General features: G+C 62.3%; 22 protein-coding genes. 14 read left to right on the forward strand and 8 right to left on the reverse strand.

Annotated elements, in window-relative coordinates; translation table 11 throughout:
* From cysT to oscA, 3 genes are all read right to left on the reverse strand, one after another.
* Entirely contained in the window at nucleotides 1–819 is an 819-nt protein-coding gene (cysT, locus tag NAV33_RS09770; RefSeq protein ID WP_255979431.1) for a sulfate ABC transporter permease subunit CysT, read from the reverse strand.
* 153 nt (nucleotides 820–972) lie between these two features.
* Nucleotides 973–1,971 carry a sulfate ABC transporter substrate-binding protein gene (locus NAV33_RS09775; protein WP_255979433.1) on the reverse strand — a complete coding sequence of 333 codons (999 nt, stop codon included), beginning with the start codon at nucleotides 1,969–1,971 and terminating at the stop codon, nucleotides 973–975.
* Between the two features lie 203 nt (nucleotides 1,972–2,174).
* A complete protein-coding gene (gene oscA, locus NAV33_RS09780) occupies nucleotides 2,175–2,354 on the reverse strand; it encodes a sulfur starvation response protein OscA (protein ID WP_255979435.1) in 180 nt (59 codons plus the stop codon).
* 236 nt (nucleotides 2,355–2,590) lie between these two features.
* Here oscA and NAV33_RS09785 point away from each other — a divergent pair, with 236 nt between their 5' ends.
* Nucleotides 2,591–4,525, forward strand: a complete 1,935-nt coding sequence (locus tag NAV33_RS09785; RefSeq protein ID WP_255979437.1) for an alkaline phosphatase family protein — start codon at nucleotides 2,591–2,593, stop codon at nucleotides 4,523–4,525.
* 38 nt (nucleotides 4,526–4,563) lie between these two features.
* On the opposite strand, the gene NAV33_RS09790 is transcribed toward NAV33_RS09785, so the two are convergent.
* Nucleotides 4,564–5,208 carry an HAD family hydrolase gene (locus NAV33_RS09790; protein WP_255979439.1) on the reverse strand — a complete coding sequence of 215 codons (645 nt, stop codon included), beginning with the start codon at nucleotides 5,206–5,208 and terminating at the stop codon, nucleotides 4,564–4,566.
* Between the two features lie 83 nt (nucleotides 5,209–5,291).
* Entirely contained in the window at nucleotides 5,292–6,230 is a 939-nt protein-coding gene (locus tag NAV33_RS09795) for a LysR family transcriptional regulator (protein ID WP_255979441.1), read from the reverse strand.
* Between the two features lie 119 nt (nucleotides 6,231–6,349).
* On the opposite strand from NAV33_RS09795, the gene NAV33_RS09800 reads away from it, so the two are divergent.
* Nucleotides 6,350–7,108: an SDR family NAD(P)-dependent oxidoreductase gene (locus NAV33_RS09800; protein WP_255979443.1), complete on the forward strand. Its 759-nt coding sequence runs from the start codon at nucleotides 6,350–6,352 to the stop codon at nucleotides 7,106–7,108.
* A 77-nt stretch (nucleotides 7,109–7,185) separates the two neighbouring features.
* Here the strand turns inward: NAV33_RS09800 and NAV33_RS09805 are convergent, their stop codons facing one another.
* Both NAV33_RS09805 and NAV33_RS09810 read right to left on the reverse strand, forming a co-directional pair.
* Entirely contained in the window at nucleotides 7,186–7,725 is a 540-nt protein-coding gene (locus NAV33_RS09805) for a gamma carbonic anhydrase family protein (protein WP_255979445.1), read from the reverse strand.
* A gap of 61 nt (nucleotides 7,726–7,786) precedes the next feature.
* On the reverse strand, nucleotides 7,787–8,608 hold the full coding sequence (locus tag NAV33_RS09810) for an AraC family transcriptional regulator (RefSeq protein ID WP_255979447.1): 822 nt from the start codon (nucleotides 8,606–8,608) through the stop codon (nucleotides 7,787–7,789).
* Nucleotides 8,609–8,689: 81 nt separating this feature from the next.
* Here NAV33_RS09810 and NAV33_RS09815 point away from each other — a divergent pair, with 81 nt between their 5' ends.
* From NAV33_RS09815 to NAV33_RS09860, 10 genes are all read left to right on the forward strand, one after another.
* Nucleotides 8,690–9,679 (forward strand): bile acid:sodium symporter family protein, encoded by a 990-nt coding sequence (locus NAV33_RS09815; RefSeq protein WP_255979449.1) that lies wholly within the window; start codon nucleotides 8,690–8,692, stop codon nucleotides 9,677–9,679.
* Nucleotides 9,680–9,812: 133 nt separating this feature from the next.
* On the forward strand, nucleotides 9,813–11,861 hold the full coding sequence (gene prlC, locus NAV33_RS09820) for an oligopeptidase A (protein WP_255979451.1): 2,049 nt from the start codon (nucleotides 9,813–9,815) through the stop codon (nucleotides 11,859–11,861).
* Nucleotides 11,858–12,139, forward strand: coding sequence for a YheV family putative zinc ribbon protein (locus tag NAV33_RS09825; RefSeq protein WP_255979453.1), 282 nt, complete (start codon nucleotides 11,858–11,860; stop codon nucleotides 12,137–12,139). The genes prlC and NAV33_RS09825 overlap by 4 nt, the downstream gene beginning before the upstream one ends.
* Nucleotides 12,140–12,156: 17 nt before the next feature.
* Nucleotides 12,157–12,924, forward strand: a complete 768-nt coding sequence (locus NAV33_RS09830) for a DUF1835 domain-containing protein (RefSeq protein WP_255979455.1) — start codon at nucleotides 12,157–12,159, stop codon at nucleotides 12,922–12,924.
* A gap of 161 nt (nucleotides 12,925–13,085) precedes the next feature.
* The gene (locus NAV33_RS09835) at nucleotides 13,086–14,150 is read left to right on the forward strand and encodes a PA0069 family radical SAM protein (RefSeq protein ID WP_255979457.1); all 1,065 of its coding nucleotides are present in this window, start codon (nucleotides 13,086–13,088) and stop codon (nucleotides 14,148–14,150) included.
* A gap of 323 nt (nucleotides 14,151–14,473) precedes the next feature.
* On the forward strand, nucleotides 14,474–14,728 hold the full coding sequence (locus NAV33_RS09840; RefSeq protein WP_255979459.1) for a hypothetical protein: 255 nt from the start codon (nucleotides 14,474–14,476) through the stop codon (nucleotides 14,726–14,728).
* A gap of 226 nt (nucleotides 14,729–14,954) precedes the next feature.
* A complete protein-coding gene (gene coxB / locus NAV33_RS09845; RefSeq protein ID WP_255979460.1) occupies nucleotides 14,955–16,088 on the forward strand; it encodes a cytochrome c oxidase subunit II in 1,134 nt (377 codons plus the stop codon).
* 12 nt (nucleotides 16,089–16,100) lie between these two features.
* Nucleotides 16,101–17,729 carry a cytochrome c oxidase subunit I gene (ctaD, locus tag NAV33_RS09850; protein ID WP_255979462.1) on the forward strand — a complete coding sequence of 543 codons (1,629 nt, stop codon included), beginning with the start codon at nucleotides 16,101–16,103 and terminating at the stop codon, nucleotides 17,727–17,729.
* Nucleotides 17,730–17,957: 228 nt separating this feature from the next.
* Entirely contained in the window at nucleotides 17,958–18,539 is a 582-nt protein-coding gene (locus NAV33_RS09855) for a cytochrome c oxidase assembly protein (protein ID WP_255979464.1), read from the forward strand.
* Complete coding sequence (locus NAV33_RS09860; protein WP_255979466.1) at nucleotides 18,536–19,435, forward strand: cytochrome c oxidase subunit 3; 900 nt, start codon at nucleotides 18,536–18,538, stop codon at nucleotides 19,433–19,435. Before NAV33_RS09855 ends, NAV33_RS09860 begins: the two co-directional genes overlap by 4 nt.
* Nucleotides 19,436–19,542: 107 nt before the next feature.
* Here NAV33_RS09860 and NAV33_RS09865 read toward each other — a convergent pair whose 3' ends face one another.
* Nucleotides 19,543–19,743 carry a twin transmembrane helix small protein gene (locus NAV33_RS09865; RefSeq protein WP_255979468.1) on the reverse strand — a complete coding sequence of 67 codons (201 nt, stop codon included), beginning with the start codon at nucleotides 19,741–19,743 and terminating at the stop codon, nucleotides 19,543–19,545.
* A gap of 82 nt (nucleotides 19,744–19,825) precedes the next feature.
* On the opposite strand from NAV33_RS09865, the gene NAV33_RS09870 reads away from it, so the two are divergent.
* Nucleotides 19,826–20,533, forward strand: coding sequence for an SURF1 family protein (locus NAV33_RS09870; RefSeq protein ID WP_255979470.1), 708 nt, complete (start codon nucleotides 19,826–19,828; stop codon nucleotides 20,531–20,533).
* A 5-nt stretch (nucleotides 20,534–20,538) separates the two neighbouring features.
* A complete protein-coding gene (locus NAV33_RS09875; RefSeq protein WP_255979472.1) occupies nucleotides 20,539–21,114 on the forward strand; it encodes a hypothetical protein in 576 nt (191 codons plus the stop codon).
* Nucleotides 21,115–21,156 lie beyond the last annotated feature (42 nt).

Genomic DNA, 21,156 nt, shown 5'->3' on the forward strand with positions numbered 1-21,156 from the left:
TCAGCCATGGGCAATCCTCCGTTGCAGCAGATTGATCGCCAGCAGCAGCACGAAGGACACCAGCAGCATCAGCACGCCGATGGCCGTGGCGCCGTGGTAGTCGTACTGGTCGAGCTTAACCATGATCAGCAGCGGCAGGATCTCGGTCTTCATCGGCATGTTGCCGGCGATGAAGATCACCGAGCCGTATTCGCCGACGCCACGGGCAAAAGCCAGGGAAAACCCCGTCAGCCAGGCCGGCAGCAGCGCTGGCAACAGCACATGGCGGGCGATCTGCAGCGGCTTGGCGCCGAGGCACGCGGCGGCTTCTTCGACCTCACGCGGAATGTCGGCCAGGACCGGCTGCAGCGTGCGGACCACGAAGGGCAGGGTGACGAAGGTCAGCGCCAGGGTGATGCCGATGGGCGTGTAGGCAATCTTGAAACCCAGCTCGGCGGCCAGCCGGCCGATCATCCCGTTCGGTGCATAAAGCGCGGTCAGCGCGATGCCGGCCACGGCGGTGGGCAGTGCGAAGGGCAGGTCGATCATCGCCTCGATGATCTTGCGGCCGGGGAAGCGGTAACGCACCAGCACCCAGGCCAGCAGCGAGCCGATCACGCCGTTGATCAGGGCGGCGATAAGGGCGGTCGTGAAGTTCAGCTTCAGCGCGGCGACCACGCGCGGCGCGGTGATGATCGCCCAGAACTCGGCCCAGCTAAGCTGCGCCGCATGAACGAGCATGGCACCCAGGGGTATCAGCACTAGCAGGCTGAGGTACACCAGGGTGTAACCCAGCGTCAGCCCGAAGCCGGGTATGACGGGGGAGGTTTGACGGGACATGGATCGGCCTTGTCTATTCGAACAATGTGTCGGCTGAAGCGTCACGAGCGCAGCTCAGACAAGGCGAAGGCCGGCGAGGGCCGCGGAGTTTACGGGCGGTAAATGAGCAGCCCCGAGCCGGTCTTCAACGCAGTAGGAGCAAGCGCAGTCGCTTCATTCGGTCTGATAGATCTGGTGGAAGATGCCGCCATCGTTGAAAAACTTCGGCTGCGCGGTCTTCCAACCGCCGAAGTCGTCATCGATGGTCACCAGCTTCAGTGCCGGGAACTGCTCGGCGAATTCAGCCGCGATCGCCTGGTTGCGTGGGCGATAGAAGTGCCTGGCGGCGATGCGCTGACCCTCGTCGCTGTAGAGGTAGTTCAGGTAGGCCTCGGCGTCTTCACGGGTGCCTTTGCGCTCGACGTTCTTGTCGACGACTGCAACCGGCGGCTCGGCGAGGATCGATAGCGACGGCGCGACGATCTCGAGCTGGTCGCCGCCTTGTTCCTTGAGCGCCAGAAAGGCCTCGTTCTCCCAGGCCAGCAGCACGTCGCCGATCCCGTTGTTGACGAAGGTGATGGTCGAGCCGCGCGCCCCGGTATCAAGCACCGGAACCTGTTTGTAGAGCTGCGTCACATACTCCTTGGCTTTTTCCTCGCTGCCGTATTCCTGCCGGGCCCAAGCCCAGGCGGCAAGGAAGTTCCAGCGCGCGCCGCCGGATGTTTTCGGATTTGGGGTGATCACTTCGACGCCAGGCTCGATCAGGTCGGCCCAGTCCTGGATGCCCTTCGGGTTGCCCTTGCGCACCAGGAACACGATGGTCGAGGTATAGGGCGTACTGGCATCCGGCAGGCGGCTCTGCCAGTCGGCGGGGATCAGCTTGCCGATCCGGTGCAACTCGTCGATGTCGCCGGCCAGCGCCAGTGTCACCACATCGGCACGCAGGCCGTCGATGACCGCGCGGGCCTGCTTGCCCGAGCCACCGTGCGATTGCTGGACGCGCAGCGGCTCGTGGCCCTGCGCTTGCCACTGCTTGTTGAAGGCGGCGTTGAAATCGACATAGAGCTCGCGGGTCGGGTCGTAGGACACGTTGAGCAGTTCGCTGGCGGCGGCCGCTGGGCCAGCGATGACAGTACTGGCCAGAACGGCCAGTGCGAATTTTCCGATGGACATGATTGCTCCTTCTCGCATCCGTGCGGACGCGTTGACGTAATGAGGTGGCTGGCGTGTGGCTGAGGTGCGTCAGGAACGCATTCGGCAACGACAGCGCTGCGTCGGAAGGGTGTTCGGGGTCGGCGTGTACATGTTTGGCTTTCCTGGCGTTGGCTCATGTCACGCCCTCCGGTGGTCCGGTCGGGGTGGGGATTGGGGTTGGGTCAGGCCTGCTTGCCGGATGGCTGCAGGCGTAGTTTTTCCTTTCTCTCGATTTGCACGGCTTGGCCGTTGTGTACGGTGATTTCAACCGAGCCGAACATCAGGCCGGTCAATGCGCGCTGGATTTCGCGCAGAATGCCGGCTTCGTCCTGATCTTCTGTGTTGCGAAGGCGCGTGTTCATTGTTTTTCTCCGTGTCTCCCTGCTGGTCGAAGGTCCGGTGCGTGAGGAGGCGTAGAGCGGATACTAGGCAAGGCGCGATATTCTTAAAAATATCGTTTAATAACATTTATATATCTTTAAAGAATAAAAAGTGGCTATAGCCTTCGTATAGCTATTCATCAGTCTCCCCTAATTAGAGAGTGGCGCGGGGCGTTCGGTACACTCCAAGCCTCGCCCGCAGTCCAACGAGTCGCTGAATGAACGATTCCGCTGTATCCCAAGCGCCGCTATCCCTTCCGCCAGTTCTCGCCGGCCCCTTGCTGCGCCGGCTGGAGGCGGACCGGCTGGTGCTGTGGCTGGTCGGCAGCGAGCCCCTGAAGTTACGCCTGGAACTGCACCCTGACGGCGAGGCGCCACGCACACGGAGTCTGGAAGGCGATGCCTGCCGTTATCTGCGTATCGGCACCGCGGCGTGGCTGCATCTGATCGATGTGCATCTCGACTCACCACTGCCCTGCGACCAACTGATCGAATACGACCTGCTGATCATTCGCAACGATTCAGAGCAGCGCGTGGCCGACTGGGCGCCACAGCTGATTTACGACGGTGCCCGTCGGCCAGCGTTCGTTGTCCGCTCGCGATACGACGATCTACTGCATGGCTCCTGCCGCAAACCGCACCACCCGGCGGCAGACGGGCTGGCGGCGGCCGACGCCCTGCTGGGCGAGGCGCGCCAGACCCCCGAGCGCTGGCCGGCGGCGTTGCTGATGACCGGCGATCAGGTCTATGTCGATGATGTGGCAGGCCCGACGTTGGTAGCGATTCATGCGCTGATCCGCCGCCTTGGGCTGTATGGCGAGTGCCTGGAGGGTGCAGTGGTCGCCGACAGCGACGAGCTGATGGCGCACCCGGCGACCTACTATCGACGTGAGCAGCTGCTGCCAGCGTTCAAGTCCAACGAGGCGTTGCGTGAGCGCTTCTTCGGTGGCGTTGAGAAGCCTGTTTTCACCACGACCAATGCGCACAACCACCTGGTTTCGCTGGCCGAAGTGCTGGCCATGTACCTGCTGATCTGGTCGCCGGAGCCCTGGAAGCTGATCGAGATACGCCCTCCTGAACTGGACGAGGAACTGGCCGAGCGGTACGCCCGCGAAGCGCGCTGCCTGGAAGCATTTCGCGCCGGGTTGCCGCAGGTCGAGCGGGTGCTGGCGCATTTGCCATCGCTGATGATCTTTGACGATCACGACATCACCGACGACTGGAATCTCAGCGCCCGGTGGGAGCAAACCGCATACGGCCATCCTTTTTCCCGGCGAATCATTGGCAACGCGCTGCTCGGCTACCTCTTGTGCCAGGCCTGGGGCAACGAGCCCGAGGCTTACGGTACAGCGTTGCAAGCGGTCGAATATCTGCTGACGAGTGGAGTGGATGGACGACTCGACTGCGGCTTGCACAACGAGGTGATCGATGAACTGCTGCAGCGAGGCGACTGGGGCTATGTGCTGCCCAGCGAGCCGGCGCTGGTGGTGCTCGACACTCGTACCAGACGCTGGCGCAACGAGCGTAACCTCAGCCGCCCCTCGGGCCTGATGGATTGGGAAGCGCTGACCGACTTCCAGCAGCATCTGCTCGACCACCGCTCGGTGATTATCGTCTCGCCGGCGCCGATGTTCGGCGTGAAGCTGATCGAGACCGTGCAGCGGGTGTTCAGCTGGGCGGGGCAGTCGCTGCTGGTCGATGCCGAAAACTGGATGGCCCACCGGGGCGCTGCCCAGGTCATGCTCAACATTTTTCGCCATACCCGCACGCCGGGTAACTACGTGATCCTTTCCGGCGACGTGCATTACTCCTTCGCCTACGAGGTGCATATTCGCGGCCGGGATGAGGGGCCCAGGCTGTGGCAAATCACCAGCAGCGGCGTGAAGAACGAATTTCCGCGCCGCCTGCTGGATATCTTCGACCGGCTCAACCGCTGGCTTTATTCGCCGCGCTCACCGCTGAACTGGTTCACCAAGCGCCGTCGTGTGCGGGTCCAGCCGTGGCTGCCGAGTCGTAGCCGATCCGGTGAGCGATTGTGGAACGGGGCGGGTATCGGGCGGGTTCGACTCGATGCAGAAGGTCGCCCGGCGCGCGTCGAGCAGATCAACGCCGATGGCTCGCCTCCGGTGAGCTTCGCCCCCGAGCGCGATTAGCAGCGGATCCTTGAGGCGCGACTCGGCGGCTTCCGGAATTAGGCGAACGCCGTGCGCAACTCCTGCAGCGTGGCGTAGTAATAGGCTGGCGACTCGGCCATCAACTCGGCGTGGCTGCCAAAGCCATAACCCACCGCGGCGGCCTGCAAACCGTTTTCCCTGGCGCCGATCAGGTCGTGCTTGCGATCACCGATCATCAGCGTGTGGCCCGCCTCCAGCTTCTCTTCTTTCAGCAAATGAGCGATCAGCTCGACCTTGTTGGTGCGTGTGCCGTCCAGCTCACTGCCGTAGATGACCTTGAAGTGATGATCGAAAGCGAAATGCCGAGCGATCTCGCGAGCGAATACCGAGGGTTTGGACGTCGCCACGTAGAGCGTGCGGCCCTGTCCGCGCAAGTGTTCGAGCATGTCCAACACACCGTCGAACAGCAGGTTCTCGTAAATGCCGGTGGCCTTGAAGCGGTCACGGTAATGCTCCACCGCTTCCCACGCCCGAGCCTCGTCGAAGCCGTAAAACTGCATGAACGCCTGCAACAAAGGCGGGCCAATGAAGGGTTCGAGCTTGCTCAGGTCCGGTTCGTCGATATCGAGCCTGGCCAGCGCATACTGGATCGACCGGGTGATGCCTTCGCGCGGGTCGGTGAGGGTGCCGTCAAGGTCGAAGAGGATCGTGGACTGATGCATGGAGGAGGGCCGGCAGCTGGATGGCCGCCAATTGTCCCCACTCCTCGGCGTCCGGGCAATGCGCGCCTAGGTGGCGAGTCGCGTCAGCGCGCCGTAGCTTGCAGACGCTGCGCGAGCGCTTGCGCTGCGGCGATGTCCTGCTCGATCAAGCCGCCCAGCCAGTCCATGAATGCTCGAACCCGCCGCGGCAGGTTGCGCCGATGGGCATAGAGCAACGATGCGCTCATCGGCGCCGGCACATGGTCGGGCAATACCAGCTGCAGGTCGCCCCGGTCGAGTGCTTCACGCACACCGGCGAGCGGCACTTGAATCAGGCCGAAACCGCCAAGGCAGGCCTGCTTGTAGCCGTCACTGTTGTTCACCGTTACCCGACCTTGCATGGGCAGGCACATCGCCTTGCCGTTCTCTTGGTACTCGAAGCCGGCCGAACGGGCACCTAGCACCGGCACGTAATGGATCAACTGATGGCGGGACAGGTCACCGAGTGTTTTGGGCGTGCCGTGAGCCTTCAGGTAGGCAGGGCTGGCGCAGTTGACCAGCGGATAGCTGCCGAGCCGCCGCGCCACTAGCCCCGTGTCGGTTACTTCGCCGATGCGCAGCACGCAGTCGAACCCCTCGCGCACCAGATCCACTCGACGATCGGTTGAACTGACTTCTACCTCAAGGTTCGGGTGCCGATCGAGAAATTCGGCCAGTCGCGGCATTACCAAATTGCGTGCGAGCGCGACCGGCAGATCGATGCGCAAGCGTCCAGAGAGCGTACTGCCGTCGCGGAATAGCCCTTCGACCTCTTCCGCCTGATCGAGCATTTCGCGGCAGCGCTCGTATAGCAGCAGGCCGTCTTGGGTGGGCTGAACCCTGCGCGTGGTGCGTTGCAGCAGGCGCGCACCGAGCCGTTGTTCCAACGCGCGGATCTGCTCGGAGACGGTCGAGCGGGGCAGGCCAAGATGGTCGGCGGCACTAGTAAAACTAGCCAATTCATAGACGCGGACGAAGGTGCGCAACAGGTCGAGCAGGTTCATTGAGCTGTCCCCATTAATCGGAAGTCCCGAACAGTGTATCCATTGCTCGATGATTTATCCGGCTATGAAAGGCCAATAGAGTGTCCGGGACTCCAACCAAACCGTTCAGGAGAATCACCATGAAAGGCAAAATCGCATTGATCACCGGGGCCAGCCGTGGGCTCGGCCGCAGCTCCGCCCTGCACCTGGCCGTCGAGGGCGTCGACATCATCGGCACTTATCACAGCAAGGCCGCCGAGGCGCAGGCGGTCGCCGAAGAGATCGAACGCCTTGGCGCGCGGGCCCTGATGCTGCAACTAGATGTGGGCGATAGCGTTAGCTTCGCCGGGTTCGCCGACCGGCTACGTGCAGCGCTGCCGGAGCGCTTCGGCCGGCAGGACTTCGATTTTCTGGTCAACAACGCCGGTATCGGCCAGCACGCCAGCTTTGCCGAAACCAGCGAGGCGCAGTTCGACCTGCTGATGAATCTGCACCTCAAAGGCCCGTTCTTCTTGACCCAGACCTTGCTGCCGCTGATCGCCGACGGCGGACGCATTCTCAACGTCTCTAGCGGACTCGCACGTTTCTCACTGCCTGGCTACGCGGCTTACGCGGCGATGAAAGGCGGCATCGAAGTGCTGACCCGCTACCAGGCGCGTGAACTCGGTGCGCGCGGCATCAGCGCTAACGTGCTGGCCCCCGGGGCTATTGAGACCGACTTCGGCGGTGGTGCGGTGCGCGACAACGCCGATCTCAACGCCTTCGTAGCCGGCAGCACGGCGCTGGGACGGGTCGGCCAGGCGGACGACATCGGCCTTGCCGTCGCCGCGCTGCTTGGCGAGGGCGGGCGTTGGATCAACGGTCAGCGCATCGAGGCGTCCGGCGGGATGTTTCTCTGATGGTCAATCCGGGCGCAGATCTTTTGCGCCCCGGTTCTGCGCGGGTGCGAGCGTTTTGGCCGCGCATCGCCGGCTCATCAGCCAAGGCCTTCGGCCAAATGTTGATTCTTCAGCTTCACGTAGTTGCCCGCGGTATAGCTGAAGAAGCTGCGCTCCTTGTCCGTCAACGGACGGGCCTGTTTGGCCGGGCTGCCGACGTAGAGGTAGCCGCTTTGCAGCGTCTTGCCCGGTGGCACCAGGCTGCCAGCACCGATGATCACTTCGTCTTCGACCACGGCGCCGTCCATGACAATCGAGCCCATGCCGACCAAGATGCGGCTGCCCAGGGTACAGCCGTGCAGGGTCACCTTGTGGCCGACCGTAACCTCATCGCCGATGATCAGCGGAAACCCGTCCGGGTTGAACGGGCCGGCGTGGGTGATATGCAGCACGCTACCGTCCTGAATGCTGCTGCGTGCGCCGATACGAATGCGGTGCATATCGCCGCGGATCACGGTTAGCGGCCAGACGGAGCTGTCTTCGCCAATCTCGATATCGCCGATGAGCACGGCACTGGGATCGACAAAGACGCGCTCGCCGAGTTTCGGTGTAAGGCCCTGATGGGATCTGATGTTCATGCTTGTCTCCTGATGGGCCGGTAAGCGTGGAAGCTTCCGGCGAAAAGATTGATTGATCGCGTCAACTGGCACGGCTATCCGCGCCCTGAACGCCGGGGCGGAAGAACTCGCCAGGCGTCGCCCCGAATTGCTCGCGGAACGCGGCGATGAAGGCCGACAGAGATTCATAACCGCAGCCCAGCGCCACGTCGGTCACCCGCTCGCCGCGCTCCAGCGCTGGCAACGCGCTGAGCAGACGCATGCGTTGACGCCAAGCCCGGAAGGTCAGTCCGGTTTCGCGCAGGAACAGCCGGCTCAGGGTGCGCTCGGACACGCCCAGGGTCTGGCTCCAGTCGGCCAGGCCCTCCTGTGAATCGGGCCGTGCTTGCAGGCTCTTACACAGTCGGTGCAGGCGCGGTTCGGCCGGCAGCGGCAGTACCAATTCGACTTCCGGCGCGCTGTCCAGTTGGTCCAGCAATACCTGCACCAGTCGTCCATCTGCGCCCTCTTCGGCGTAAGCTTCGGGCAGAGTGCTGAAGTGGCGGATCAGTTCGCGCAGCAGCGGGCTGACCTGCAGGACCCGGCAATGCTCGGACGCATCGCCGGCTACGCTACGATCGATGTACAGGCTGCGAATGCAGGTATCCGGCGCGCAGAACACTTGATGGGTAATTCCAGCGGGAATCCACACTGCCCGCAGTGGCGGCGCGATGAATCGACCCCTGTCGGTGCGCACCTCGAGCACGCCTTCCACCGCATGAGACAGCTGCACCCAAGGGTGACTGTGACGGTAGCCAAGCTTGAGGTTGGGCGGCGAATCCAGTTGGCCGTACACCGGTCGTGGCAGCTGCTTGAGCTCGCCGAGGCGGGTGATCAATGCGATGTTTTGTCCGGTTGGCGACATTTAGTGCCTGCTTGGCGTTAGCCGGAAGATAGCGCCCACGTTAAGGTCGATCCTCATTGCTCGCAAGACCAAGGATTCGAGATGTCCAAGCTCCGCATACTGTTCGATAACTTCACCCTCGCCCTGCTCGCGGTCATGGCGATCGCTACGGTGTTCCCGTGCGAAGGCCGGGGCGCGGTGTTCTTCGACTGGCTGACCACGCTGGCGATTGCCTTGTTGTTCTTCATGCACGGCGCCAAGCTGTCGCGTGAGGCGATCTTGGCGGGCGCTGGCCACTGGCGTCTGCATCTGCTGGTATTTGCCTGCACCTTCGTCATGTTTCCGCTGCTGGGGCTGGCGCTAAAACCGGTGTTGACGCCGCTGGTGGGCGATGAGCTGTATTTGGGCATGCTCTATCTCTGTGCGCTGCCCGCTACCGTGCAATCGGCCATCGCCTTTACCTCGCTGGCGCGTGGCAACATTCCGGCTGCGATCTGCAGTGCGGCCGCCTCCAGCCTGATCGGTATCTTCCTCACGCCATTGCTGGTGTTGCTTCTGATGGGCGTCGAGGGCGAGGCCGGCTCGACATTGGACTCCATCGGCAAGATTGTCCTGCAGTTGCTGGTGCCCTTCGTTGCCGGACAGATCGCGCGGCGTTGGATCGGTGCCTGGGTGACGCGTAACAAGGGCTGGCTGAAAACCGTCGATCAGGGCTCGATTCTGCTGGTGATCTACGTGGCCTTCAGTGGCGCGGTGGTCGAAGGCCTTTGGCAGCTGGTGCCGCTTGGGAATCTGCTGGGGCTGGTGCTGGCCTGCTGCCTATTGCTGGCGATCGTGCTGTGGCTGACGCAATTTCTCGCTAAGCGGCTGGGCTTCGACCTGGAGGACCGCATCACCATCATTTTCGCGGGTTCGAAGAAGAGCCTCGCCACCGGCGTGCCCATGGCGCAGGTTCTGTTCGCCACCAACGCTGTGGGAATGATCATCCTGCCGCTGATGATCTTTCATCAGATACAGCTGATGGTCTGCACGGTACTTGCTCAGCGCTATGCGCGACGCCCCGAATTGCCCGAGCAGGCGGCTGTCCAATAGCCGGTACGGATGCCCGCAAGCTGCGCCGTTTCGTTGGGATAGAGCGGTTCTATCGCCTCGTTTCCAGGCTGCGCGGTCGGGCATTTGTCTTTAACATGCGTTGCTGATTAACCATTCAAAAGGGGCAACTGCCGTGACCGATACCAACCCGCTGCTTCGGGATTTCGACCTGCCGCCCTATTCGGAGATTCGCCCGGAGCATGTCGAGCCGGCGGTAGACATCATCCTCGGCGACAACCGCGTCGCTTTGCAGGAATTGCTCAGCCGCCCGGCTGAAAGCCTCGACTGGTCCAATCTGGTGGTCGGCCTGGACGAGCTGAACGAGCGTCTCAGCCGCGCCTGGAGCCCGGTCAGCCACCTCAATGCCGTGCGTAACAATCCCGAATTGCGGGCCGCCTACGAGGCCTGCCTGCCCAAGCTTTCAGCGTACGCCACCGAACTCGGGCAGAACGCCGATCTGTTCGCTGCCTACCAGGCCTTATCGCTGAGCCCAGAAGCCGACGGCTTCGATGTGGCGCAGAACACCATCATCGAACACACGCTGCGCGACTTCCGCCTTTCTGGGATTGATCTGCCGCCAGCCGAGCAGCAGCGTTTCGGCGCGATCCGCATGAAGCTCGCCGAGCTGGGCAGTAAGTTTTCCAATCAACTGCTCGATGCAACACAGGCGTGGACCAAGCACGTCACTGACGAGAGTCTGCTGGCCGGCATCACCGACTCGGCGAAGGCGCAGATGGCCGAAGCTGCAAAAGCCAAGGAGCTCGACGGTTGGCTGATCAGCCTGGAATTCCCCAGCTATTACGCGGTGATGACTTACGCCGATGACCGCGCGCTGCGCGAAGAAGTCTACGTCGCCTATTCCACCCGGGCCTCCGATCAAGGTCCGAATGCCGGTCAGTTCGACAACGGTCCGGTGATGGAAGAAATTCTCGACCTGCGTCAGGAACTGGCCAAGCTGCTGGGCTTCGGCAACTACGCCGAGCTGTCGTTGGCCACCAAGATGGCCGAGAGCACGGATCAAGTGCTGGGTTTCCTACGGGACCTGGGCAAGCGCAGCAAGCCGTTCGCCGAGCGCGACCTCAAGGAGCTGCGCGCCTTCGCCGCAGTACAGGGCGTTACCGATCTGCAGAGCTGGGATGTCAATTACTTCGGCGAGAAGCTGCGCCAGCAACGCTACAGCCTGAACCAGGAAGAGCTGCGCGAATACTTCCCCATCGACAAGGTGCTGTCCGGCCTTTTCGCCATCGTCCAGCGCCTGTACGGGATTGAAATCCACGAGCTGGAAGGCTTCGACAGCTGGCACCCGGACGTTCGCCTGTTCGAGATTCGCGAGAAGGGCGAGCACGTCGGGCGTTTTTTCTTCGACCTCTACGCCCGCTCTAACAAGCGCGGTGGCGCCTGGATGGATGGGGCTCGCGACAAGCGTCGCACCTGTCTGGGCACCCTGCAGACGCCAGTAGCCAACCTGGTCTGCAATTTCACCCCGCCGGTGGGCGAGCGCCCGGCGCTGCTGACCCATGACGAAGTGACCACACTGTTCCATGAGTTCGGCCACGGACTGCATCACCTACTGACTCGCGTCGAGCACGCCGGTGCTTCGGGCATCAATGGCGTCGCCTGGGATGCAGTGGAGCTGCCCAGCCAGTTCATGGAGAACTGGTGCTGGGAGCCGGAAGGTCTGGCGCTCATTTCCGGCCATTACCAGACCGGGGAGCGCCTGCCGCAGGACAAGCTGGACCAGATGCTGGCAGCAAAGAATTTCCAGTCCGGGCTGATGATGGTGCGTCAGCTGGAATTTTCGCTGTTCGACTTCGAACTGCACGCCACCCACGGCGACGGTCGCAGCGTGCTCGAAGTGCTGGAAAGCATTCGCGACGAGGTCTCGGTGATGCGTCCGCCAGCCAGCAACCGCTTCCCCAACAGCTTTGCGCACATTTTTTCTGGCGGGTACGCGGCCGGGTATTACAGCTACAAGTGGGCCGAGGTGCTGTCGTCCGACGCCTTCTCGCGTTTCGAGGAAGAAGGCGTGTTCAACGCCGAAACCGGTCGCGCCTTCCGCGAGGCGATTCTCGCCCGTGGCGGTTCGCAGGAGCCGATGGTGTTGTTCGTCGATTTCCGAGGCCGCGAGCCGTCTACCGACGCGCTGCTGCGTCACCTCGGCCTGACCGAGGAAGTGGCATGAGCGGCGATGCGAAGGTAACGACCACCAAACGCTTCATCGCCGGTGCGGTGTGCCCGGCGTGCAGCGCCACCGACAGCATCAAGATGTGGGATGTCGATGGCGTTCCGCATCGCGAGTGCGTCGAGTGCGGCTACGCCGATACCCTCAATGCGCAGGGCCAATCGGTGCCCTCTGAGCTGGGCACGCGGGTCAACCAGGCCAAGCCGAAACCCGCCGACCCGCAGGTGCAGGCCGTGCAGTTCTTCCCTAATCCGAAGCTGAAGAAAAAACCCGACTGATCGACGGGAGATCCGCCATGTGGCATCTCACCTGTGGCGACCTCGCGGCTGACAGCGTCCGGCAATTACTGGACGAGGGCGACGAGATCCGTGTCCTGCGTGATGACCTCGCCGTCGGGCCGCTTGTCGATATCGAATCCCCACCTTGTGCGGAGCGCGTGGCGTTCTGGGAAGGCGTCTGGCCTGTCGGATTGGAGCCTCGCCCAGATTTCTCCGGGATTGTCGACGATGCCGAGTGGCTGGCGAGACTAAGCAGCCAGTCACGTTCGGTGAGCGTCTGGCACGGCGACAGTGCCTCCGAACAGCTGATGCTGGCCCGCGTGGCGGCGGCGTTGGAAGGCTCCTCGCTGCCCTTCTATGAAATTGTTTGTGGCACCGGTGACAGCCGGGTCGGCATGCGAATGGCGGTGTCCATGCGCCCGCTGGACGATCTTGCAGCGCTGAACCAGCCACGTGATGTCGAGCCAGTCAGGATCGCCGGCCTCGCCAGCCAGTGGCGCGCCGCCATGGCGGAAAACGCAGCGATACGGCGCTGGATCGATGGGCGGTCCGTCGGCGAAGATCATCAGCGAATCGACCGCGAACTGACGGACGCGTGCAGCCACGCCGAGATGCCCTTGGCCCGTGCCATGGCCGAAGTCATGGGCCATTGCGATGGGTTCTTTCCCACCGACCTATTTCTCTACTGGCGCGCACACGAACTGGCGCAGCGCGGCGTTATCCAGCTGAGCGGCGACCACGGCGATGGCTACACGACGGTGCAGGTGCGTCGCGCACCAAGCTGAAGCGACATCCCTGTGCGGTGGATCGATGGAGCGTGATCCACCCTACGCGGCTTTGATTTGTATGGGTTGCGGGGCGGCACGGCGACGGGCGGGCATGGCGGGGTTGGCGATGAATCGCTCGGGTCTGATACTGTATCTATATACAGCTTTTGGAGTCTCCCATGTTGCCGCCGAAAAGCACGCCGCGCGGCCGCGGCACCGCGATCAATCCTGACAATCGTTTCGCCCCTACCCGCAGCGAGGCGTATGACGACGGCTGGGAGCAGGACGTACCGCCGACCCGCGCCACCGAGGTGCGTTTCGAGACAGCGAAGAGCGTGCTCACCCGCAACCAGTCGCCGGATGTAGGTTTCGATCGTTCGGTAAATCCCTATCGCGGCTGTGAACACGGCTGTATCTACTGCTTCGCGCGGCCCAGTCATGCGTATTGGGATATGTCGCCGGGGATCGATTTCGAGACGCGGCTGATCGCCAAGACCAACCTTGCCGAGCGCTTGGAGCAGGAGCTGAGCAAGCCCGGCTACGTGCCGCAACCCATCGCCCTCGGCGTTAACACCGATGCCTATCAACCGCTGGAGCGCGAGCAGCGACTGACACGCCAAGCGCTGGAGATCCTGCTGCGCTTCAAGCACCCGGTGCACATCATCACTAAGGGCTCGCTGGTGTTGCGCGATCTTGATCTGCTTGTGCCGCTGGCCGAACAGCGGCTGGTCAGTGTCTCGGTCAGCCTGACCACGTTGGACGACGAGCTCAAACGCGTCATGGAGCCACGCGCGGCATCGCCCTCGGCGCGGCTGCGGGTATTGCGCGCCCTGCACGAAGCGGGCGTGCCGGTCAGCGTGATGTGCGCACCGATGATTCCGATGATCAACGATATGGAGCTGGAGCGCATGCTCGAAGCCGCACGGGACGCCGGCGCGCGCTCGGCCGGCTATGTGCTGCTGCGGCTGCCCCATGAAGTCGCAACGCTGTTCGATGAATGGCTGCAGGAGCACTTCCCGCAGCGTGCCGCCCATGTCATGAGCCTGGTGCGGCAATCGCGTGGCGGTAAGGACTACGACAGCCGCTTCGGCAGTCGCATGCGCGGCGAAGGGCAGTTCGCGCAGCTGCTCGCCCAGCGCTTCCAGCTAGCCTGCAAGCGGCTGGGCTACAACCGCCGCGATCAAAACTACGGCCTCGACTGCAGCCGTTTCGCCCCGCCGGGACAGCAGATGAATCTGCTCTGAAACTGCCGCGGCGAATGGGTGGGGACCCCGCACATTCATCGCGCCCGCCTGCCAGGCATTCCTAGGGTGGGCCGGGCGGCGCTCCGCTTCAGCCCACCGAAACTTGGCGCCGAGCCAGTCAATACGCCAGAGCAGAACGTCTCCAGGCCCATGCCGGAGGATATCGCCTCTCGGTAGCGAAACACCTTCGGTGGGCTAAAGCCCACCTACAGCGCTAAGGACACAGGAAACACAAGGCGGCTCGCCGGAACTATACGCAGCGCGCCGAGCACCAATCTCTGTGCCGGTATGGCCCGGCGCGCATACGCATTCTCGGAGGCAATGTGGATTGGATCGACCTGCTGCAATGGCCGGCAATGGTGGTCACGGTTCTAGCGGCGTGGCTGATCGGCTCGCTGAAGCCGGGCCGACGTACGGTGGGCTTCTGGTGCTTTCTGCTGAGCAACCTGCTCTGGGTGATTTGGGGTTGGCACGCCGAGGCGTGGGCGCTGATTACGCTGCAGGTGTGTCTGGCAGCAATGAATATTCGCGGTGTGAAGAAGAACGATCACCCCGCAGAAGCCGAAGCCAGTGCCTGAACCCGATGGAGAATCTGACGAAATTGCCAGTCCGGGATCGCTGTCTATACTCCGATCGTAAGCGTACCGATTGAATCCGACTGTCCATGCAAAGCGAAGCCTGGCAACCAGGAATTGGGGGGAGCCAGATCGGAGCCTGATCAGGTCGTTGATGCGAGGGTGTTGCTCGTTCCCGACCGGACCGAAGCAGTCGGCGGGATAACAAGAACCATAAGGGGAACCCGCAATGTCGCGACATCCACGAGTCTGGATGGGGATTGGGCTGTGGTCGCTATTCAGTCAGGCCCAGGCGGCCTGGGACGTGAATATGCGCTCCGGTGCCACAGAAGTCAGTCGCTCCGTTTTCGATCTGCACATGACCATCTTCTGGATCTGCGTGATCATCGGCGTGCTGGTGTTCGCGGTGATGTTCTGGTCGATGTTCGCTCACCGCCGCTCCAAGCGGCTGGAGTCGGCGCACTTCCACGAGAACACCAAGGTCGAGGTGCTCTGGACCATTATTCCGCTGCTGATCCTCGTCGGCATGGCAGTGCCAGCGACCCGTACGCTGATCCACATCTACGACGCGTCCGAATCGGACGTCGATATCCAGGTCACCGGCTATCAGTGGAAGTGGCACTACAAATACCTGGGCGAGGATGTCGAATTCTTCAGCAACCTCACCACGCCGCGCGACCAGATCAACAATCTTGCGCCCAAGGGTGAGCACTACCTGCTTGAGGTAGATCAACCGCTGGTGATTCCGGTCGGCGCCAAGGTGCGCTTCCTGATCACCTCGGCGGACGTCATTCATTCCTGGTGGGTGCCAGACCTGGCAGTGAAAAAGGACGCGATCCCCGGCTTCATCAACGAATCCTGGACCCGCATCGACGAGCCCGGCATCTACCGCGGCCAGTGCACCGAACTGTGCGGCAAGGACCACGGCTTCATGCCGGTGGTCGTGGATGTGAAGTCGCAGGAAGACTACGCCGCCTGGTTGGGCGAGAAGAAGGCCGAGGCGGCCAAACTCGCCGAGCTGACCAGCAAGGAATGGACGCTCGAAGAGCTGGTCGCCCGCGGCGAGACGGTTTACCAGACCAACTGCGCGTCCTGCCACCAGCCGACCGGTGAAGGCCTGCCGCCGATGTTCCCGGCGCTTAAAGGCTCGCCTATCGCCACTGGCGAGGCGGAAAACCACCTGAGTATCGTCGTCAAAGGTTCGCCGGGTACCGCGATGCCAGCCTTCGGGCCTCAGCTGTCGGAGGTCGACCTCGCTGCCGTGGTGACCTACGAACGTAACGCGTGGGGCAACGACAAGGGCGACATGGTCACGCCGAAAGACGTGCTCGTCTTCAAACAGGCCGAAGAAGCCACCCAGTAAGAGGATCAGGCGATGAGTGCAGTGATCGACGATCATGGTCATGTCGGGCATGACCATCACCACGGCCCAGCCAAGGGCCTCATGCGCTGGGTGCTGACGACCAACCACAAGGACATCGGTTCGATGTACCTATGGTTCAGCTTCTGCGCCTTCTTGCTGGGCGGTTCGATGGCCATGGTCATCCGCGCCGAATTGTTCCAGCCGGGCCTGCAAATCGTGCAGCCGGAATTCTTCAACCAGATGACCACGATGCATGGCCTGATAATGGTCTTCGGCGCGGTGATGCCAGCCTTCGTCGGCCTGGCCAACTGGATGATTCCGCTGATGATCGGCGCGCCGGACATGGCCTTGCCGCGGATGAACAACTTCAGCTTCTGGCTGCTACCGGCAGCTTTCACCCTGCTGGTTAGCACCTTGTTCATGGAGGGTGGCGGGCCCAACTTCGGCTGGACTTTCTATGCGCCGTTGTCGACCACGTATGCGCCTGAGTCGGTGACCTTTTTCATCTTCGCCATCCACCTGATGGGCATCAGCTCGATCATGGGCGCGATCAACGTGGTCGCCACCATCCTCAACCTGCGCGCGCCGGGCATGACGTTGATGAAGATGCCGCTGTTCGTCTGGACCTGGCTGATTACCGCCTTCCTGCTGATCGCAGTGATGCCAGTGCTGGCCGGTGTGGTAACGATGATGCTGATGGACATCCATTTCGGCACCAGTTTCTTCAGTGCGGCGGGCGGTGGCGACCCGGTGCTGTTCCAGCACGTGTTCTGGTTCTTCGGCCATCCCGAGGTGTACATCATGATCCTGCCGGCGTTCGGCGCCGTCAGCTCGATCATTCCGGCGTTCTCGCGCAAGCCGCTGTTTGGCTACACCTCGATGGTCTACGCCACCGGCGCTATCGCCTTCCTCTCGTTCATCGTCTGGTCGCACCACATGTTCACCGTCGGCATCCCGCTGACCGGCGAGCTGTTCTTCATGTACGCGACCATGCTGATTGCAGTGCCGACCGGGGTGAAGGTGTTCAACTGGGTCTCGACCATGTGGCGTGGCTCGTTGACCTTCGAGACGCCGATGCTGTTCGCCGTGGCCTTCGTCATCCTGTTCAGCATCGGCGGCTTCTCCGGGTTGATGCTGGCCATCGCCCCGGCGGACTTCCAGTACCACGACACCTATTTCGTGGTGGCGCACTTCCACTATGTGCTGGTGCCCGGTGCGATCTTCGGCATCTTCGCCTCGGCCTACTACTGGCTGCCCAAGTGGACCGGGCATATGTACGACGAGACGTTGGCCAAGCTGCATTTCTGGATGAGTTTCATCGGCATGAACCTGGCGTTCTTCCCGATGCACTTCGTCGGGCTGGCCGGCATGCCGCGACGGATCCCCGACTACAACATGATGTTCGCCAACTTCAACATGGTCTCGAGCATCGGCGCCTTCATGTTCGGTACCACTCAGCTCTTGTTCTTGTTCATCGTCATCAAGTGCATCCGCGGCGGCCCGGCTGCTGCGGCCAAACCCTGGGACGGTGCCGAGGGACTGGAGTGGAGCGTGCCATCGCCCGCGCCCTACCATACCTTCAGCGTGCCGCCGAGCGTGGAGGAACTGCACGAGCACCGCACGGGGCCCAAGCATGAGTAGCGTTAGGGCCGTTGAAGGCTGCAGGCTGGAAGCTGGACGAATGGTGGCTTCAATGGCGTGCGCTGCGGCTGCTCGAGAGTTGGCCACTGGCTGCACTGGTGGGCTGAAGCCCACCCTACAAAAGATTCATACTTCGAGCCGAGTAGGGTGGGCTTCAGCCCACCAGTGCAAGAGTGCCAAGCCGAAGCCTGTTTTGCTCGGTAAACGGCCCAATGCGAGGAAGATGCGATGAGCGATTCCCTGCCCACCGCCCGCTTGGTGCGCCGTCTGCTGCTCGTCGTCGTAGCAATGTTCACTTTCGGCTTCGCTCTGGTGCCGATCTACGACGTGATGTGCAAGGCATTCGGCATTAACGGCAAGACCGCTGGCGCCTACGAGGGTACGCAGACGGTGGACGAGGCTCGCCAAGTGCGGGTGCAGTTCCTTGCCACCAATGCCGCGGGAATGGTCTGGGAATTCAAGCCAGTGGCCGATCAGATCAGCGTGAATCCCGGTTCCAGCCGGGAAATGCGCTTCGTTGCCTACAACCCCACCGACAAGCCGATGACGGCGCAGGCGGTGCCCAGTGTGTCGCCATCCAAGGCGGCCGCTTTTTTTCACAAAACCGAGTGCTTCTGCTTTACCCAACAAGTGCTGCAACCCGGTGAACGCATCGAGATGCCGGTGCGCTTCATCGTCGATCGTGATCTGCCCGCCGACGTGCGTCACCTGACGCTCGCCTACACCCTGTTCGACATCACGTCTCGCCAACCCCCTGTCGCCGTCGTTGATCAGGCGTCCGCGGTGGCGGCGAAGGAGAGTCTGCAATGAGCCAACAGACCACCACGCACGAGAATTACTACGTTCCAGCCCAGAGCAAATGGCCGATCATCGCCACGATCGCGCTATTGGTCACTGTTTATGGTCTCGGCACCTGGTTCAACGACCTCAAGGCCGAGCGCGCAGAATCCAATGGCCCGCTGATCTTCTTCATCGGCGCGTTGCTGATCGCCTACATGATGTTCGGCTGGTTCGGCTCGGTAGTGCGCGAGGGCCGTGCCGGGCTCTACAGCGCGCAGATGGATCGCTCGTTCCGCTGGGGCATGAGCTGGTTCATCTTCTCTGAGGTGATGTTCTTTCTTGCCTTTTTCGGCGTTCTTTTCTACGTCCGCTATTGGGCGGGCCCCTGGCTCGGTGGCGGTGGCGACAAAGGCGTCAGCAACATGCTCTGGCCCAATTTCGAATACACCTGGCCGCTGCTGAACAACCCGGATCCCCAGCTCTATCCAGCGCCTGAAGGCACCATCAGTCCTTGGGGATTGCCGTTGATCAACACCCTCTTGCTGGTCAGCTCCAGCTTTACCGTGACCTGGGCGCATCACGCACTGCGCAAGGGGAATCGCAAGCACCTCAAGCTCGGACTGGGTTTGACCGTGCTCCTCGGCGCCTCGTTTCTAGCCCTGCAAGCTGAGGAGTATGTGCACGCTTATACCGAGCTCGGGCTGACGCTTGGCTCGGGCATCTACGGCGCAACCTTCTTCATGCTCACAGGCTTTCACGGCGCTCACGTGACGATGGGCGCAATTATTCTGACGGTGATGCTGGTGCGTAGTTTTCGCGGCCACTTCACGCCGGAGCAGCACTTCGGTTTCGAGGCCGCGACGTGGTACTGGCATTTTGTCGATGTGGTGTGGATCGGCCTGTTCATCTTCGTTTATGTGCTGTAGCACCGGGATCGGGGCTGGCGGCTATTCGCGCAAAAGCGCCGATGGTCGCAACAGTGGACAGGGATCGTACGATGGGAAGAAACCCATCATGGTTTTACCGATGTGTCTTAACCGAACCCCGGCTGCAACTGGCCGGTATAGAAACCCCAGGCGATCAGCGCAATCGTCAGGGCCGAAAGCGAGACGCGAACGAATAGTGCAGTGACCATACGAGACGAACGACCTTCGTCCTTGACCAGAAAGAACAAACCACTGAACAGACTGACCAGCGTGGCTACTAATAACAGAACAATCGCCGCCTTGAGCATGAGCGGGTCCGCCGTGACAGGTGAACTGGGGGAAGTGGGGGTGCAGTATAGCCAGCCGGATCGATACGCCGCAGGGCATGGCATGAACGGCTTCAAACCCGGTCTGGTGCCAACGTTGGTGGTGCTGACCTTGCTACCGGTGCTGGTCTGGCTGGGCTTTTGGCAGCTGGAGCGCGGGGAGCAGAAGCGCGACATGCTGGCGCGCCAGGAGGCTCGCCAACAGGCAGCGCCCGTGGGGCCCGAGCAGATCGAACAGCTTGCCGATCCCGCCTACAGTCGAATCTATTTGCAGGGCAGCTTCGATTCCGAGCACAGCTTTCTGCTGGACAGCCGCACGCGCGACGGACAGGTCGGCGTCGAGCTATTGCAACCCTTTCAGGATCAGCCCAGCGGTCGCTGGGTCCTGGTGAATCGTGGCTGGATACCCTGGCCGGATCGGCGAATCCCACCGAAATTCGACACGCCGGATCGCCCGCTGAAGCTGGCTGCCTGGACCTACGCACCCAGCGGAAAGCCCTTCATTCTCAACAGCCGAATGGCGGAGGGTTGGCCACGGTTGATCAATCACGTCGATGTCGAGGCGCTTTGGCAGTTGCTCGGCCGCGACGGTGTCGCCTACGAGTTACGGCTAGAGCCGGGCCCGACGGCCTACCGCGCCGACTGGCCGATCACCAGTATGCGTCCGCAGCAGCATCTGGGTTACGCCGTGCAGTGGTTTGCGCTGGCGGCAGCGTTGCTGGCGTTGTTCATTTACTTCGGCGTGCATCAGGCACGGGGGAGAAAGCAGTGAATGCAATGAATCCGACGATCTATCCTGCCCAACGGCGTCGCGGGCGGCTCCAGCTGCTGCTGATCCTGGCCGTGGTGGTCGGCCCCATGCTGCTGGCCTCGGCGATGTACCGTTTCAATTTCTGGGTGCCGGAAACCCGAACCTACGATGGCGCTCTGGTCGCAACCGGCCAGGGCCGCGATGCGCTCGGCGTGACCGTGCCGGCAGTGGCCGAGCCTCGCTGGGAACTGCTGGTTACGGCGCCGGAAGGCTGCGCCGAGGATTGCCAGCAACTTGTCTATCTGGCGCGGCAGATCAACATCGGCCTGGCGCGTGAAGCCGGACGCGCCAGCCATGCGCTCGCCAGCGGGCAGGCGCTGACCGCAGATTACGATCAGCGTCTTCAGCGTGAATACCCGCAACTGCAGCGCTATTCCCTGGACCCAGCGGTATATGCCCATCACCCCGAGGCGCCCGGCGGCGCGCAGCTGTGGATCGTCGATCCGCACGGCAATCTGGTCCTGCGCTACGACGCGAAAGCCAACGGCAAGGCCATCCTCGACGATCTGAGGCACTTGTTGAAAATCTCCCAAATCGGCTGAACCAAGGCACTAGGCCGCCTCGCTGTAGTCCCAATCAGGCTG

Origin of the sequence: Stutzerimonas stutzeri (genome assembly GCF_024448715.1) — a bacterium.
GTDB classification, from domain to species: Bacteria; Pseudomonadota; Gammaproteobacteria; order Pseudomonadales; family Pseudomonadaceae; genus Stutzerimonas; species Stutzerimonas stutzeri_AR.